The organism is Streptomyces sp. Wb2n-11, assembly GCF_001049855.1.
Lineage (GTDB): Bacteria > Actinomycetota > Actinomycetes > Streptomycetales > Streptomycetaceae > Streptomyces > Streptomyces altiplanensis.
Genome location: NZ_CVPB01000003.1, coordinates 26,636 through 41,929 on the forward strand (window position 1 = coordinate 26,636; position 15,294 = coordinate 41,929).

The window sequence follows — 15,294 nt, forward strand, 5'->3', positions numbered from 1 at the left end:
GAGTTTTAACTTGTCGCTGAGCCCTCATTCCAGCGGAACCAGCAGACACAGCGCAGGGCCCCGGACGGTTCGCCCGCCGCCCGGGGCCCTGCGCTGTGTCTGCTTTCTGTGCGGGGCGAGTCCTACCGGTGGGGAGTGGCCGGGACCGATGCCGTCTGCGACGGCATGGTGTCGGCCGGTGCCTTGCTGCTGGTTCCCGGCCCGCCGGCCAGGGCCAGCAGTAACAGGAGCAGGAGCAGACCTCCGCTTCTGGTGCCCGCTACGACGGCGATGGTGCGCGGGCTGATGGACCGGTGGTGCCCGCGCACGCGGGTGCCGTCGCCGAACCGAGCTTCGGCAGGCCACCCGGTAACTCACCGCTTCGGGCCGGGGCCCGACCAGCGTGCCTGATGGACCGCGCACGGCTCCGGGCGGTCGATCGCCCGGAGCCGTGCTGGTGGACGTTCAGGCGTCGGGGTCGCCCCACCCGTGCTCCGCGACGTACTCGGCGAACGCCTCGTCGTCGAAGTCCACAGGTAGCAGCTCCGGCTGAAACAGGTCACTGTCCGGGTCGAGGGCTTCGGAGTGCGCCATCAGCTGGACCAGGAACGTCTGCGCGGCCTCCAGGGCCTGCGGGTCGTCGAGCCACATCCCGAACTCCAGGTTGTACCTGCTCCGTTCAGTCGCGTTGGCGCTGCCCACCCACAGCCGCTCCGGGCGGAAGCCGATGACGTCGGCGACGCCACCCAGGCCGTCCTCGTCGTGCCACCACATCTCGCCGAGCAGCATGATCTTCGTGTGGAGGAAGGGCACCATGTCCTTCTTGGGTGGGCGCCGAAAACCGATGGTCCGCAGGGGCGGGATCACCACGTCGTCGGGCATCGGCGAGCCCGGTCCCACCACCTTGGCCCGGCCGTTCTCCCGCCGGTCCAGGTCGGTCAGCTCGGCGAAGGCGCGGGCCAGCATCCCGTTGTCGCCATCGGCGAAGGGCTGGAGCCTGCCCAGCTTCTCCAGGTCGCGTTTGCTGCGCCCCTGCTTGGAGACGACCACGCAGGTGTGGGCGAACCGGGCAAGGCAGCCAGCCAGCTCCGGATCGTCGAGCCAGAGGAACCCGCCCAGCGCCACCGGCCCCATGCTCCGGAAGCCCGGCGTGCGCCGCTTCTCCGCGAGGAAGCCTTCCATCCCGTCCACCAGCCCCTTCAGCACATTCCTGCCGAAGTAGCCGCGCTGTCCGTCCTGCCGGACGAACTCCTGGTCGAACGTTGCGGGAAACTCCAGACCGTCCTGGTTCATCGCTTGCCCCTCCCCGGGTGGTGCGGATACTCAACCACGGGGCACCGGCGGGCCGGGCCTCCCGTCCTACAGCACCTTGACCAAAGCGTTCTCCTCCCAGCCGTCGCCGTCCTCGAAGTAGCCCTCCATCGCGGCGGAGTTCTCGGCCCATCCGCCCTGCTTGGCGATGACCTTGCGGTCGTTGCCGGCGCGCTTGGAGCTGGTGGCCAGTCCGCGGCGCGGGGAATGCCCGGTGGGGCGGAAGTCCAGCTCGGCCCACTTGCCCAGCCGGGTGATGACGTCGCCGATCGTCTCCGGGTCCAGCCCGCCGTCCATGACGGTGTGCCAGCGGTTGTGCAGCGGCTTGTACGCGAAGTCATCGGGGTCCGTGAGAGCGGCCTCTGCCTTCCAGGCCCGCCACGCGCGCACCGGGCAGCTGCTCGGCCGGGAGCCGAACGGCACCTTCACCTTCCTCGGCTTGATCTTCGACACCCGGATGTCGACCTCCATGCCGTGCTCGGTCTCGACGAAGTCGCGCAGGCGCAGGAAGGCGACCTCGTGCTCGCGCCCGGCGATGGCGAAGCTGGTCAGCCCGATTGAGCGGTCGCGGATACCCAGCCGGTTGTCGGGCGCGGCCACCACGGTGGCGCGCAGGTGCTCGGCGAGCAGCGCGGGCGCCGGGCCCCGGCCGCGGGTCTCCTTGCTCTTCTCCAGCTCCTTCACCTTGGCCTTGAGCACCCGGCGGGCGCGGGCGGCCACGGTCTTGTCGAGGACCAGGTGGTGGTCGGTGCGGCCGGTGACGACCACGCCGGACAGGCGCCGGTCGATGGTCGAGGGCGCCATGTAGCTCAGTGGGTTGCCCTCCTTGTCCTTCTTCCACCCGGGCTGGACCCACAGCCACTCGACGAACGCGGTCAGGCTGCCCGGGGTGATGGCGGTGACGGGGAGTTCGAGCAGGGCACAGAACTGCTCCCACTGCCTCCAGTCGGCGGCGTAGCCGTCGGTGGTGTTCTCGGGCCGCAGGTTCTTCTCGTGCGCCGCGCTGCGCTCCTCCAGCTCCTGGAGCTTGGCGAGCACGTCGGGGCTGAACGCCGCGGTATTCGTCGCCGCGGTGGTGCCCGCCGGTCCGGCCGACGCCGGCAGCACCACGGTGGGCTCCACGACGCGCGATCTGTCCGTGCTCGTATCGGTCTGCTCCATGAAGTTCCGTCACGCACCTTTGTTCGTACCGTCTTTTGTCGCATCTGTGTCCCGCATATGTGAGCGATGGCCTCGGAGTCGGTGGGTGCCGCAGCTCCTCGGTTTCGGCGAGCGCCGGTACCAGCCAAGCGAGGTGGCGAGTTCGCAGCTGTCCGCCTTAGCTGCGGCTTCACTGCCCTGACGTGCAGTGACACCTTGTCAGTAGATTTCCGCGGAAGACCAACCGTCAGCGCCTTGAGGAGAATCTCGTAAATCTTGCTACCGCGGAAGCTGAAAAGGTCTAGCATCAGGGTGGTCGGCAACGAAACCGTGCCGCGGAAACCCCACTTACCTTGGAGCCAAGATGAGCCTGTCCACGTTCGGACGACAGGGCGTCACAGTGCCCGCGATGATCGTGCGGCCTGGCGTCGCCGTCACCACCGTCGAACTGTTCTCCCTCGTCCAGACGGTGCCCGACCCGCGGAAGGAGGAAGGGAAGAAGAACCTGGCGCAGGCGGGCGCGCTCCTCAAGGCTCACGCCGAGATCCGGCTTCTCGTTCAGCGCACCCTCGCCGGGGCGAAGGGCAAGAACGCGAACGAGTACGCCGATTACATCGCCGCGGGTCTGCGCGGTGACCTCCTCAACGGCTGGTCGACGCCACCGGTGACCATCTGGATCCCGTCGCAGACGGATGGGAAGCCGACCGCCACGGCGACAGAGGTGGCGGAGGCAGCGGGCTCGGGGCTGTACGAGGTGTTCATCCCAGTGGGCGCGCACGAGGTGCCGATCGACGGCGAAACGCAGTGCACGGCGCTGCATCAGATTGTTTCCGACCCGGAGTCTTACGGGCTGACGATCGAGCAGCTCCGCAACGTGCGGGTTCCGGTAGAGCTGTACTGGGACCTGAGCGTCGAGCAAGCGCGGCAGGTGTTCCACGATCGGAACGTCAAGGGCATCACGGTGGACAAGAACCTCGCCATGTCCATGGACCAGCGCGACTTGGGAACGCAGCTCGCCCACAAGATCGCAGACCGGGTGAAGATCCCCACCGCCGACGGCATCGTCTCCCTCTCCTCGCTGGTGCAGTCGCAGCGTCGGCAGCTCGCCGCGTCGGACGACAAGCTGATCACCTTGTCCGGGCTGCGGGCGCTGGTCACCACTGCACTCCTCGGCCGGTCGGGGATCGCGAAGACGTCGGCGACGGTGACGGAATCGACGCTGAACACGGAGACGGTGTCGGCGGAGGAGCAGAAGGAGCGGGTGGTGTCGCTGCTGTCCGAGGTCCTCACAAAGCTCGCCCCGGAGCTGGCCAAGGGACCGAAGGGCACGGCGCTGAATGCGCCGGCGATCCTCACCGGGCTCGGTGTCGCCGTGCACCACGCGACCGAGTGGGCGGACAGCGACCAGATCACGGCGGAGGCACTCATGGACATGGTGACGTCCGTCAAGTGGGACCGGTCGGCGCAGTACTGGGACGGGGTCGGCGGTAAGGCGCTGGTCAACGAGGGGCAGGTGACGGGCGTGTCGTTCGCAGGTGGCGCGAAGGACTCCGGAGGCCGGGTCGCCGAAGCGATCCTCTACCCGTCCACGGAACTCGGGCGAAAGATCCGCGGCATCGTCGCGTAGTTCCGGCCGGGTACCGTGCGGCCCCCACCCCGATGTCGACGGGGTGGGGGCCGTTGTCGTTCTATCACGGGATGTCGCACACTCGGGGCCCTGCTCGGTGCGCTCTACAGCACACCGAGCAGGGCATTGTCCTCCCACTGGTCGACGACTTCGAGGTAGCCCGCGAGGACCTTCGAGTGCGGGGCCCAGCCGCCCTGCTTGGCGATGACGATCTGGTCGTGGCCCTTCATGCGGGAGGAGGTGGCCAGTCCGCGGCGGGGGCTGTGGCCGGTGAAGCGGATCTCGATCCCGGCGCGTTCGCCGGCGCGGGTGACGATGTCGCCGATGGACTCGGGCTGCAATCCGCTCTTCATGACGGTGTGCCAGCGGTTGTGCAGTCGGCGCCAGGCGTGGCTGTCCGGGTCGTCTAGGCCGGCGGCTTCCTTCCATATCTGCCAGGCGCGGACGGGACAGATTGAGGGCCGGGAGCCGTAGGGGACGGGGACGATGCGCGGGCGGACCTTGGACACGCGCAGGTCTGCCTGGATGCCGGCGGGGGTCTCGGCGTAGTCGCGAACCCGGTTGAAGGCGAGTTCGTGCTCGCGGCCGGCGACGGCGAAGTGCATGAGCACCAGGGCGCGGTCGCGGATGCCCATGAGGTTGTCCGGGCAGGCGGCGCTGATCGCCACGAGATGGTCGACCAGCAGCGGCGGGGCCTGGCCCCGGCCGCGGCTCTCCCCCTTCTCTTCCATCTCCTTCACCAACTGCTTGAGCCGGTTGCGGGCGAGACGGGCGACTCCGTCTTCGGTTTTCACGCGGTGTTCGGCGCGGGCGGAGACGACGGTGCCGGAGATGCGGCGGTCGATAGTCGAGGGCGCGGTGCAGGTGCCCTTCTTCCATCCGGGCTGGGTCCACAGCCACTCGACGAACATCACGAGGGTGCCCGGGGTGACGGCCAGCGGCGGCACCCCGCTTTCGGCACAGAACTTCATCCAGCTCGCCCAGTCCTGGGCGTAGCCGTCACGGGTGCGCTCGGGCCGGTGGTCGGCGACCGTGCGCACGGCCTGGTGGTCGATGTGCTCCAGCGTCGCCCGGGTCGCAGCGTCGTACTCCTCCGGCCGGGCTGGCGGAGCGGGCACCACGATCGGCAGCACTGTTTCTACCACTGTGTGACGATCTGACATGTTCGCCCCGTTCATCGGAATTGCGGCTTGCCATGAACTCCGGATATGGGGAGCTTATCCCGGCACCAGGCCAGAACTGGCGAATGGGCACCAACCGAGGGCGTGATGCCGACCAAAAAGTTCTTTCGTGTTTTCGCGGGGGATCAGTCGGTGTTTTTTTCATAAGGAGTCCCGTAAAGCCTTCCCAGTGCGAGACGGAGATTTGACTGTGCTCATCAACACCTCGGCGTCCAGCCCGCCCGTCGTCCTCCCCTCCCAGCGAGACCGGGACGTCGCGCAGCGTGCCGCCGACCGGGAACTGTTCGCGGAGCTGCAGGCGGACGGATTCGAGGGACCCCGGTTCGACCTGTTGCAGGACCGCTTCTGGCGCTACGGGTGGACCGTGCTGCGCTCCTGGATGAAGGAGGGCGTCGTCATCGAGCGGTGCCGCGAGCACCGGATCTACTTCCCGGCGCCGTACACCGAGGTGGAGGAGATGAAGCGCCGGGCGGACGTCCGCGACGACATCGCGATCGACTGCCTGGGCAAGGCCATCCCCGCCTTCATGGACGGAGAGGACAGCCCCCTGCAGGGCTGGAATCCGGACGGCGGCCGGAACCTGACCAGTTTCTTCCTCCACTTCGCGCTGTGGTCCTACCGGGACGCCTACCGCGGATGGGCCACCGGCCACCGGCGTCGCATGCGCGAGATCCTCGGACCGGACCGACGCGTCTACGACGCCGAGTTCGAGGTGTGGAGCGTGGTCCCGACACCCGGCCCCGAGGAGCAGACCGTGCTGCAGGAAACCCTGAGCATCATCCTGGCGGAGGCGTCGATGGAGGAGCGCACGGTCTGCGAGGCGATGCGCACCGGGGCCACCCAGGAGGAGATCGCGCAGCGGCTGGGTACCACGCGGAAGTCGGTGGAGCGGCGCCTGAGCCGCGTACGGGGCCGCGCCAAGAAGCTGGCTGCCGCCGGCCTCATCGTGGCCCCCTCGGTCAGCTCGGCGGTGACCCGGTGAATGGCCCCCTCGACCTGCGCATCCTCGTCCTTCTTCTCGCCGGAGCGTTCACGGGATACCTCGCGTACCGCCACCCGGCCGTCGGGACCCCTGTGCTGGTCAGCGTGGGGGTGGTGACGCTCCTCTACCTGCTGCTGGGGTCGGGACAGAGCGGAGGGCCGCCGTCTCCTTGATCGGCCCGGCCCCAGCCTGCCGCGGACAGAACCGGGCCAGCTTTCCTCCACGGGCTGGCCCGGATTCGCCGGGGGCGGGGCCGGTGACAGCCTCACCAACCGTTCGGGAAGCGCGGGTTGCGCCACTGGTAGCACCAGTGCCCTTCGTCGTCCTTCGCCGGTTTGCTGTGGACCCAGTTCCAGAACGTCCGTAGGTAGATCTCCGGCTCGGGCGCCAGCGGCCTGAGCCGCTCGGCGACTCGCTCCTCCGATACGAGTTCCACCACCAGGTGGTCCGGGGGCCACCCGTTCCCATTCAGCTCTACGTCGACAACCCGGCCGGCCGCCGGACCGTGCATCAGGATCGCCTGCTCGCTCATGACCGGGACCCTACCGGCCCGGTACCAGGGGTCCTCCTCGCGCGCGTACGCGTGCGCGTATAAAAGGGGGGTCCAGACAGGTCACCGTGCCCGACTGTGCGACATCCCGCGAGTTCCCCTGAGCCCTGCTGATTCCTTGTCCCCGCCGCCCAAGGTGTTCTGTCTCCTTGGGGCGCTTTTCAAGCCGGTGACGGAACTTCAGGATTCTTGAAGTGTTCTCACCTCGCCCGATCGATCCGTGATCGGGCTGAAGGCGAGGAGGGTCGGGTTGGCGCTGGCGGCCGTACACGACCTGCGCGCGGGGGCATGTCAGGGGATCGGCGCGGCCGCGAGCGCGGACTCGGCGGGCGGTCCCGGTGGAACCACCGTCCGCAGAGGACGAGGCCGCGGTGAAGACCGCGCTGGCCAGGCGCCGGGCGGAAGGCCGCGGCCTCGGTGTTGGCGGCCCTCTACCAGCTGGTGGAGCAGGACGCCGTGAACCGCCGCACGGGGCGGGGGCGCGGGGCGGCGCGGAACGTGCTCACCGCCGGCGGGAGCGGGCGCACGAGAGCGCAGGTCGCGGCTGTGCGCAGCACCGTTGTGCTGCATCCAGCCTTTGGCCGAGTGGGCCGAGCACCAGATCGCCACCCTCGCCGAAGGCGCGAAGGGTGTGCTGGCGGCCCGCCCGGGACGACGTTGCGAAAGGCCTCCGGGCGGGCCCGGCGTCCACGATGCCAGCTCGCCCCGTCTGGCTCTCGAGGCGCGGCCGGAGCGAGCGTCAGGACCGCATCGCCATGCGGTCGCCTGGGCTAGCCCAGCCGAGACAACGTCGTGCACTGCTTACCGCGCCGCCGTCCAGCGGCCCGACGGCGACTCGCCGAGCCGCTGCGGTATGTCTGCCGTGAGGCTCCATGATTTGTGGCTCTCGACATGGCAGTCGACCCACAAGCGGAGCTCGCTGTCGCGCCAGTCCTTCTCCCACTGGTCCGTGCCCCTGCCGTAGTACCGAGGAGGCAGCGTTGGGTCCAGAGCCAGGCGGTACTCCTCGCCGGGCGGCAGTGAGAACGGCTCCACGCTTCGACCGATCTCGTCAGCGCCGTTCGTAGAGTGCCGGAACCGGTAGGGCCCGTAGATCGTGTTGGCGCGTTCCTCTGCGGTCGGACCGCCGCCCAGGACCGGGTCGTTGCTGCGATCCCTGTCATCGCGCACGCGCAGCAAAAGCGCGGTCAGCCTGCCCAGTGACGAGGGCCCGCTGTACTGGACCAGCAGCTCCACGTGGCCGCGTTCCTTGGTCATGCGGAAAGCGACCTTCGGCGTCAGTTCGTGATGCCAGCGGTCGCGCTCGATCTGCGCCACCGACTCAGCCGTCTGATAAGCGAACTTCGCGGTCCGGTTCGCGGCGTGGGAGTTGCGGTCCGCTGACTTCGCGGCCTTCATAGCCGCGATCGCGGCCACCCCGCTGAAACCGGCGGCTATGGCGGCAATGCCGCCTTCAACAATGTCCATGGCGCCATTCAACAGGTGCTCGGCCCGCGTACGGCTACGGTTCCAGTGCCTTGCGGGCTTGTGCCAGGAACGCAGCCTCGGCCAGGTCCAGGCGGTTGAGCTCGGCGCCGCCGGAGCCGTGGCGCTGTTCAAAGTTGTTGACGTTCATGCGCAGCGTCAGGGCCGCGTTCATGACGGCCAGCGCGGCATCCTCGACTTCGTCGGGACCTTCGAGGCGGACAAGCGGATGCGCAGCGGACAGCTTGCGGTAGGCGTCTGAAAGCTCCTTCTGCCAGGTTGGCCCGTACTCCTCCCGCTCGGGATCCGGGTCGGAAGCGAAGCCGTTGGCCCCGTGCGGATAGGCAACAGCATGGAATTCGTGAACGCCGGCGAGGAACGCAGCGTAGGCGTCGCGACGTTTGTCGCGGCGCTGCGTATGGGCCTGATGGCGGCGGGCACCGCGCGCGGTGATGGTGGCGGCGGTGATGGCGCCGGCGGAACCGGCTATGACGCCGACGATGGTCAAGATCCCCTGGTCCATGCCGGGGAGAATAGCGGCGTGGCAGTAGCCGGGGGGCCTTTTCGCGGACTAATACAGCGGTCTTCCGGCAGCTGACTCCCACCAGCCGGGAGGTGTCTCATTGCTCCTTCTCGCGGTCGTCCTTGTCGGCGGGACAGGCGCTGGCGCGCGCGGCTTTGAGCCTCTGGCGCAAGATGTTGCCCCTTACCGACAGTGGCTCGTACTGGCCCTGACCGGCCGCGAAGTCGAACAGGTAGGTGTCCGTGCCGGACTCGCGGTCTTCCAGGGTGAGCGGGTGTTCGGGGTCAGGGTGAGGCAGCACCGCGAAGGACAGGGCACGAGCCAGGATCTCCGGGCCCGTGCCTCCGTAGCCCCAGGTGACATCGTCGTAGGAGTACCGGGGGTCGGTGGGCAGGATTGAGTTCAGCCAGAACACACGGGTCGAAACCCTCCGGATAGCCTGAACACCCGTCGGTTCCCGACGAAGAGCCCTCAGTTTCGCTGAACCCGCGGGACTCTTGGGGTCCTGGTAAGAACGCTGTCACCAGCAGCAAACGAGCGCTTCCTGCCCTTCGTCCGTCAGTAGTCGTAGCGGCCCGACACCGTCTCAGTGTCGGGCCGTTGGCTGTTGGCTGGCAGTCCTGGCTGGCGCGCATGGCAGCTACATGGGAGCGCTACCGGGGTTCGGGCGAGGATCGTCGGGCATCCAGAGAGACAACTCCTGGATGAACCCGGTCGCTGCGGCTTGTAGTTCTTCCGAGGTCACTTCCTCCCGGGGGCGACCTGTCTCCTCGGCGGCCCTGTAGGCGCCCACAGTCCCAACAGAGATCATGCTCAGGTTGAGCAAGCCAGCGATCACCGAGGCGATCTTGGTTTGAGCAGGCTCTTCAACAGTCGAGAGCTCAAGAGTTCGGCTGATGTACGCTGCGGCCGCTGGCCTCCGGGCTTCCTCTTCGCGCCAGAGGGTCAGAAATTCGATGGCGAGTTGGGTTGCAGACTTCGGTCCGGGGGTGTCATTGCTCATGGCTCAGCGTAGGTAGGCCAGGGTGGTCAAGCTCGCGCGTTGGTACGCCGTCCGGGTCACGCCGCTCGTTTGCGGCTGGTGAAAGCGTTCTTACCAGCACCCCGACTTCCCGCCCGGCGGGCCGACGGACCGACCCTGGGGGACGGGACGCCGGGCAGGGGTGGATTAACACTCCCGGCGGGTCCCGGCGCACCCTGGAAGACAAGACGCCCCCGGATCACTCGGACTACATCGGGCGCCGCTGCTGTCTGCGCGGCCTCCCGGACTCGGCAAGGGGCGAAAGATCCCTGCCGAACACCCGGAGGCCCCGTGCTCCTCGACCTGCTCCACGCCCTGCTCGACCAGGCGGGCCGCGCCGTGCCCGACGGCGGCCTGGCCGTGCTCGCCGAACTGGCCCGCGCGCTGGGCGGCGCGGCCCGCCTGGTGCAGCTGCTGCGCCGACCCGGCCGTCGCCGCATCCGCCGGGTGGTAGAACCGGGTATGACCTTCACGACGTCGGGTGTCGCTGCTGCCGGCATCAAGGCCACTGGCAGCGTCACCGCCGCGCTCATCGGGCGCTACCGGCCCACGGGCGTTCCCCGCCTGGGCAGCAAGGAAGACCGGGCGGAGGCATACCGGCGGCTGCTCGACGCCTCCACCCGCTCGTTCAACTACGCGTTCCAGTTCTCCCACCTGCAGCGCGAGGTCGGCCGGGCCGCGCACAAGCTGCTGCTGGGCCAGCTCCCGCAGGCGTGGGAGGCCAGCGGCGAACTCATCGGCGCGCTGCACGGCGTACGGCTGTGCGGCACCGTTCCGGTCATCGCTGCGGCGGAGGAACTGGTCGCCGCGACCAGCGACCTGGAGCTGAACGAGAAGGACAGCGCCCGCTTCCAGCGGCAGGCCGAAGCGGTCGTCGCGGCCCAGGGCGTGTTCCTCGACGCCTGCCGGGAGGACCTGTCGTACGCCACGAAGCGGTGGCAGCTGCTGCGCCGGTACAAGGAACGGCGCTTCCTGCGGCAGCAGGCCAGCCGCTGACGGCGCCCGGCGGCGGCATCGGCCGGACACAGGACGCACCGCCGGGCGGTCCAGTCTCTCCCCCGACCGACTCGGCCCGGCGGGGTGTCCGCTTCGGGTGTGACGGTCCGGCCCATGAACTGGCACAAGGACCACCACCTGCCCCGCCGCTCGATCGGCTCGTACCTCACCGCCCGGCCCTGGCTGGAGCTGTACGCCTGACTGCTGGCCGGGCTGCTCCTGGACCTCCTCGTCGACTGCGGTCGGAACGGCTTCGACCCCGGCTCCCCTTGGGACATGGGCCTGGGCCTGCTCGTCCTGGCGGCCGTGCGCACCGGGCTAGTGCGCTGGCTGGGCGTGCTCACCGGCCAGGACCGGTAAGGGTCCTCCTCGCGCGCGTATGCGTGCGCGCATAAAGGGAGGTCCAGAAAGTCCAGAAACCTGGCCGTCCCCCAGGTCTGGCCCGGTGCGCGACAATCGCGGCGTGCAAACGTCGAAGTTCTCCTCGGTCCGCGCGCTCGACCAGCTCCTCGACGGCCTGGGCGCTGGCGCGGCCCGTCGGCGTCAGCTCGACATGGTCCGCGGGGAGCTGGACCGGGCGCTAGAGCGGGGCGCGCTGCCGGTCGGTGCCCGGCGCAACCTGCGGCGGCTCCTGGAGGAAGAGGCGCTTGGCTCGTTTGTACGGCTCGCGGAGTCCGGGGCGCTGCGGCACCGCCGGGTCGAGGGCGGCTTCCCGCCCACATCGGAGGCGACCAACGAGATCCGCCGCAAGTGCGTCGACCTGTTGCGGGAGGCGCTGGGCCTGCCCGCGCTGCGCCTGGGCGGCGGGGAGATCCGGCTGCAGCCCGCACCGGAGGCGGCCACCCTCTCCGCGTTGGCCCGCCAGCTTGACCAGTACCTCGCCGGGCCCATGTCCCCGGCGCAGACCCGGCTGACGGCCGTGCTCGCGCTGGAGCTGGACACCGCGGCACGCAGCGGGGAGCTGGTCGAGCTGCGCACCACGGACCTGGGCGAGGACAACGCCGCGGTGTACGTCGAGCGGCGCCCCCAGGGCGGCGGCACGGGTCAGGGGGAGTGGGTCGAGACCTCGGCGCTGACCCGGGCCGCGCTGGAGCGGTGGCTGGACGTGCGCAAGGACCTGGTGCAGCGGGCCCACGGCACCTCGAAGCTGTGGGTGTCGCTCTGGATGAACCACGACGGCGTCCTCGACGACGACGGGCACACGACGATCCGCCCGCCCGGGATGCCGCTGGAGGAGAACGGCCTCGTCACCTCCTACCGAGTCGGCCGGCTGCGGTACGACGGGCTGCGCCAGCTGCTGCCCCTCAAGCTGGAGGCCCTGCGGCGCGCGGTTGACGCCGAACGCCCGCGCACCGCCGCGTAGTCCCCTCTCCTTGTTGCTGCCTGACCTGGTCTTTTGCCGTGCGGCGGCCATTGCGCCCCCGAAGGGCTTGTTATCAGCCGCAGCGAGTCGTTTGTGGTGTATTTAAACGACGTCGTTTACTGGATTCATGACACGCAAAAGGATCACATTGCAGCTCTCGGTACAGCAGGCGGGCCGTCTCCGGTTGCTGATAAAGCGCCACCGGGAAGCCGAATGCCAGTTCGTGAAAGAGCTGGTGGAAGAACGGGCGGCGGAACTGACCGAACCGGTGGACACCCCGCCGTGGAAGCGGACCGTCGCGCGGCTGCGCCGACAGGCACGCATTGAGGCGGCACAGGTGCGGCCGGTGCGCTGGCCCGCCCTGGACGTGCTGATGGAGCGGGCCCTCAAGGAGCGGCTGCAGCTGCCGGACCTGGCCGGGCCGTGGCTGCCGCTGACGGCGGGGGAGCGCACCCGGCTGTCCCTGTCGGGGCGGTGGCCGGCCTGCCTGTCGGGGGGCGAACACGGCACGGCAGAGCGCGCGTTCACGCTCGACGAGAGGGTGGTGCTGCAGCTGCGCACGGCGGCCTGGCGCGTCTCGGAACCGGTGCTGAAAGAGCTGGAGGAGAAGAACCTGATCGGCCCCCAGGCGGACCTGAGCGAAGAGGCCCGGGAAGAGCGCGAACGCCTCGCGGCCCTGCTGTATCCGTCCAGCAGGATCGCCCGGGAAGCGGTCGAGGACCACTGGCCGGACCCCCAGGACGACCAGGTCGCGGAGGCTGGCGCCGTCGGGAAAATGTAACGACGTCGTTTACTGCAATCCGGCTTCGCGCGCGCGATATATGGGGAGCGAATTCGTCCCTGCATTCGCGCTACGGGGAATGTTTGGAAAGGCGGCGAATTGGGTTTATGACTGCTACGGTTTCAATTCCCTGGATTTCCTCGGAGGTATGAATGAGCACCACCACGGCGGCGGAGGCGGAGATCCCGGCCAGCCGGGCGGAGGCGGACCCGTCCCGGGTCGCCAAGGGCAAGCCCCTGGACCACGCCGCCGGCGTCCCCGTCTACGGCTGGGGGCAGGCACCGCCGTACCTGCGGACCAAGACGCAGCTGGCGGCGGACCGGCTGAACACGACGGAGGAGCAGGAGAGGGCTCCACTGGCGTACATCCGCACCCGCGACTACGGGGACGTGCCGCTCCATGACCCGGCGGCGGCGGTGAAGATGAAGCCGCTGCCCTCGTCGACCAAGGCCAAGATGGCGGCGCGGCGCACCTGCCCGGAGTGCGGCAAGGTCCGCAAGGTGATCCTGCGCGGGCCGTGCTCGGCGTGCCGGGAGCGGGCGGAGAAGGAGCGGCTGAGGCTGCTGGCGCGGACGTGCGCGGGCTGCAGCACGGTCCGGGAGCGTCCCTATCCCAAGGGGCACCGCCGTTGCCAAACCTGCCGACAGGAGCAACTGCAGGCGAAGCGGGAGCGGGTCAAGGCGTGGCTGGTCGAGGTGACCGTGTGCGTCGGCGACGGCTGCACCACGCGGCTGGGCTCCAAGGCGCGGGCGCGGGCCTGGCTCAAGGAACGGGCCTGGCTGCTGAACCCGGAGCGCACGGGCCTGCCGGATTCATCGTGGTGGCCCGACTGGTCGCGGCGGTGTCCGCCGTGCGCGACGGCGTACGAGCAGGAGCAGGAGCGTCTGCGTGCCGAGTATCAGGAGCGGTACGAACGACAGGAGCGGGAGCGAGCGGAACGGGAGCGCCAGGCGGCTGCGGCTCGCGTGCGGTGGGCGGCGGAGGCGCTCGTCGACCCGGACGTGGTGGTCCTCGACACGGAGACGACCGGCCTGGACGACGACGCGCGGATCGTCGAGCTGGCCGTGCTGTCCTCGGCGGGGGACGTGCTGCTCGACACCCTGGTCGACCCGGGCGTGCCGATCCCGGCCGGGGCCTCGGACATTCACGGGATCACGGACTCCGACGTCGCGGGGGCGCCCCGGTTCTCGGACCTGGTCGCGCGGCTCGCTGCCCTGCTCAAGGGCAAGCGGGTGCTGATCTACAACAAGTGGTACGACGTCGACGTGCTGCGGCACGAACTGACGCTGCACTACCTCGACCGTGCGGCGCAGGACACTGCCGGGGATGTCGTGAGCGCCGGCGTCGAGCCTGGTGGACTGCGGGAGCAGGCGGTGGCCGCGGCGAGCAGGCAGGCGGCGGCCTGGCTGGAGGCGCTGGACGTCGAGGACGTGATGATCCCGTACAGCGACTGGGTCGGGGACTGGAGCGAGTACCACGGGAGCAACCGGTGGCAGCCGCTGCAGGGCGGGCACCGGGCCGCGGGGGACTGCCGCGCGGTCCTGGACTGCCTCCGGGCCGTGGGGCGCAGCTACGAGAAGCTGGCGACCGTCGGCGGCGGCCTGGACGAAGGGGAGGCGGCCTGATGCCGCAGATTCGCCTGATGGGCTCGGACTCCGACGACGTGCAGCGCACGGCCGACGCGGTCGTGCGGGCGCTGCGTGCCTGGCCGGAGACTCGGATGGGGGACGTCTCCAGCCCGGTGCCCAACCGTCGCGGCAGCGGGTGCCGCATCTACATCGAGGTCCTGGCCGACGTCGCCGACCAGGTCGAGGTCACCGTCGAGCGCGACGACCAGGAGCAGCAGGACCGGCCGGTGCAGCAGCGGGCGCTGCCTGCCGGGCGCGGGCGCCGGCTGCCGCGCTGAGCGCCTCATCGCTGGTCGAAAAAGAGGAACCCTCCCTGGTCACGGGGGCGGCGGGACCGTGCCCAGCACGCCGCGCTCGCGCAGCTGGGCGAGGTGCTCCAGCCCGCCCGGCCGGCACAGCGGGGCGCTGTCGACGTCGGCCTCGGTGGCACGGACCCGGCGGACAGCCTCGGTCCCTGGCAGGGGAGCGGCGGGGGTCTGGGACTGCGGACCGTGGCCCAGTGGTCTGCGTGTGGTGCTCATGAGCGCTGATCGTACGGACAACGTCTCGGAGCGGGCGAGTTGAGCGGAAACGGGCCCTCATTGGAGGGCCCGTTTCTATAAGAGCGCTGTAATGGCGCAGGTCAGCGTCCGCTGGGTGCGTTGTTCAGGAACTCCAGCCGTTGCTGTGTCGCCAACAGGAAGTTCCCCTGCGTATCAGCACCGTACTCACACGCGAAAAACCCCGGGGGACAGTTTCCACCGGGGTT

General features: G+C 69.5%; 17 protein-coding genes. 8 read left to right on the forward strand and 9 right to left on the reverse strand.

What is annotated here, in order from left to right; translation table 11 throughout:
- Positions 1-444: 444 nt before the first annotated feature.
- Positions 445-1,272 (reverse strand): phosphatidylserine/phosphatidylglycerophosphate/cardiolipin synthase family protein, encoded by an 828-nt coding sequence (locus BN1555_RS35215; protein ID WP_093804034.1) that lies wholly within the window; start codon positions 1,270-1,272, stop codon positions 445-447.
- A 66-nt stretch (positions 1,273-1,338) separates the two neighbouring features.
- A complete protein-coding gene (locus BN1555_RS35220) occupies positions 1,339-2,451 on the reverse strand; it encodes a site-specific integrase (RefSeq protein ID WP_176710344.1) in 1,113 nt (370 codons plus the stop codon).
- Between the two features lie 388 nt (positions 2,452-2,839).
- On the opposite strand from BN1555_RS35220, the gene BN1555_RS35225 reads away from it, so the two are divergent.
- Positions 2,840-4,057, forward strand: a complete 1,218-nt coding sequence (locus tag BN1555_RS35225) for a DNA sulfur modification protein DndB (protein WP_176710345.1) — start codon at positions 2,840-2,842, stop codon at positions 4,055-4,057.
- Positions 4,058-4,161: 104 nt separating this feature from the next.
- Here BN1555_RS35225 and BN1555_RS35230 read toward each other — a convergent pair whose 3' ends face one another.
- Positions 4,162-5,202: a site-specific integrase gene (locus BN1555_RS35230; protein WP_255306510.1), complete on the reverse strand. Its 1,041-nt coding sequence runs from the start codon at positions 5,200-5,202 to the stop codon at positions 4,162-4,164.
- Between the two features lie 226 nt (positions 5,203-5,428).
- Here BN1555_RS35230 and BN1555_RS35235 point away from each other — a divergent pair, with 226 nt between their 5' ends.
- Positions 5,429-6,220: an RNA polymerase sigma factor gene (locus BN1555_RS35235; protein ID WP_093804036.1), complete on the forward strand. Its 792-nt coding sequence runs from the start codon at positions 5,429-5,431 to the stop codon at positions 6,218-6,220.
- Positions 6,217-6,393, forward strand: a complete 177-nt coding sequence (locus tag BN1555_RS39420) for a hypothetical protein (protein WP_176710346.1) — start codon at positions 6,217-6,219, stop codon at positions 6,391-6,393. Before BN1555_RS35235 ends, BN1555_RS39420 begins: the two co-directional genes overlap by 4 nt.
- A gap of 92 nt (positions 6,394-6,485) precedes the next feature.
- Here BN1555_RS39420 and BN1555_RS35240 read toward each other — a convergent pair whose 3' ends face one another.
- From BN1555_RS35240 to BN1555_RS38650, 5 genes are all read right to left on the reverse strand, one after another.
- Positions 6,486-6,752 carry a hypothetical protein gene (locus BN1555_RS35240; protein WP_093804037.1) on the reverse strand — a complete coding sequence of 89 codons (267 nt, stop codon included), beginning with the start codon at positions 6,750-6,752 and terminating at the stop codon, positions 6,486-6,488.
- Between the two features lie 819 nt (positions 6,753-7,571).
- Positions 7,572-8,237: a hypothetical protein gene (locus tag BN1555_RS35245; RefSeq protein WP_093804038.1), complete on the reverse strand. Its 666-nt coding sequence runs from the start codon at positions 8,235-8,237 to the stop codon at positions 7,572-7,574.
- 34 nt (positions 8,238-8,271) lie between these two features.
- Positions 8,272-8,757, reverse strand: a complete 486-nt coding sequence (locus BN1555_RS35250; RefSeq protein WP_141662966.1) for a hypothetical protein — start codon at positions 8,755-8,757, stop codon at positions 8,272-8,274.
- A 97-nt stretch (positions 8,758-8,854) separates the two neighbouring features.
- Positions 8,855-9,172: a hypothetical protein gene (locus tag BN1555_RS35255; protein ID WP_093804040.1), complete on the reverse strand. Its 318-nt coding sequence runs from the start codon at positions 9,170-9,172 to the stop codon at positions 8,855-8,857.
- Positions 9,173-9,397: 225 nt separating this feature from the next.
- Positions 9,398-9,760, reverse strand: a complete 363-nt coding sequence (locus tag BN1555_RS38650; protein WP_141662967.1) for a hypothetical protein — start codon at positions 9,758-9,760, stop codon at positions 9,398-9,400.
- A gap of 309 nt (positions 9,761-10,069) precedes the next feature.
- Between BN1555_RS38650 and BN1555_RS35265 the strand changes: the two genes are divergently transcribed.
- From BN1555_RS35265 to BN1555_RS35290, 5 genes are all read left to right on the forward strand, one after another.
- Positions 10,070-10,774, forward strand: coding sequence for a hypothetical protein (locus BN1555_RS35265; RefSeq protein WP_093804042.1), 705 nt, complete (start codon positions 10,070-10,072; stop codon positions 10,772-10,774).
- Positions 10,775-11,237: 463 nt separating this feature from the next.
- Complete coding sequence (locus BN1555_RS35275; RefSeq protein ID WP_255306511.1) at positions 11,238-12,137, forward strand: hypothetical protein; 900 nt, start codon at positions 11,238-11,240, stop codon at positions 12,135-12,137.
- A gap of 127 nt (positions 12,138-12,264) precedes the next feature.
- The gene (locus BN1555_RS35280) at positions 12,265-12,918 is read left to right on the forward strand and encodes a hypothetical protein (protein ID WP_141662968.1); all 654 of its coding nucleotides are present in this window, start codon (positions 12,265-12,267) and stop codon (positions 12,916-12,918) included.
- Positions 12,919-13,070: 152 nt separating this feature from the next.
- Entirely contained in the window at positions 13,071-14,543 is a 1,473-nt protein-coding gene (locus BN1555_RS35285) for a 3'-5' exonuclease (protein ID WP_093804045.1), read from the forward strand.
- Positions 14,543-14,824, forward strand: coding sequence for a hypothetical protein (locus BN1555_RS35290; RefSeq protein WP_093804046.1), 282 nt, complete (start codon positions 14,543-14,545; stop codon positions 14,822-14,824). Before BN1555_RS35285 ends, BN1555_RS35290 begins: the two co-directional genes overlap by 1 nt.
- A gap of 39 nt (positions 14,825-14,863) precedes the next feature.
- Here BN1555_RS35290 and BN1555_RS35295 read toward each other — a convergent pair whose 3' ends face one another.
- Positions 14,864-15,067: a hypothetical protein gene (locus BN1555_RS35295; protein WP_093804047.1), complete on the reverse strand. Its 204-nt coding sequence runs from the start codon at positions 15,065-15,067 to the stop codon at positions 14,864-14,866.
- Between the last annotated feature and the right edge of the window lie 227 nt (positions 15,068-15,294).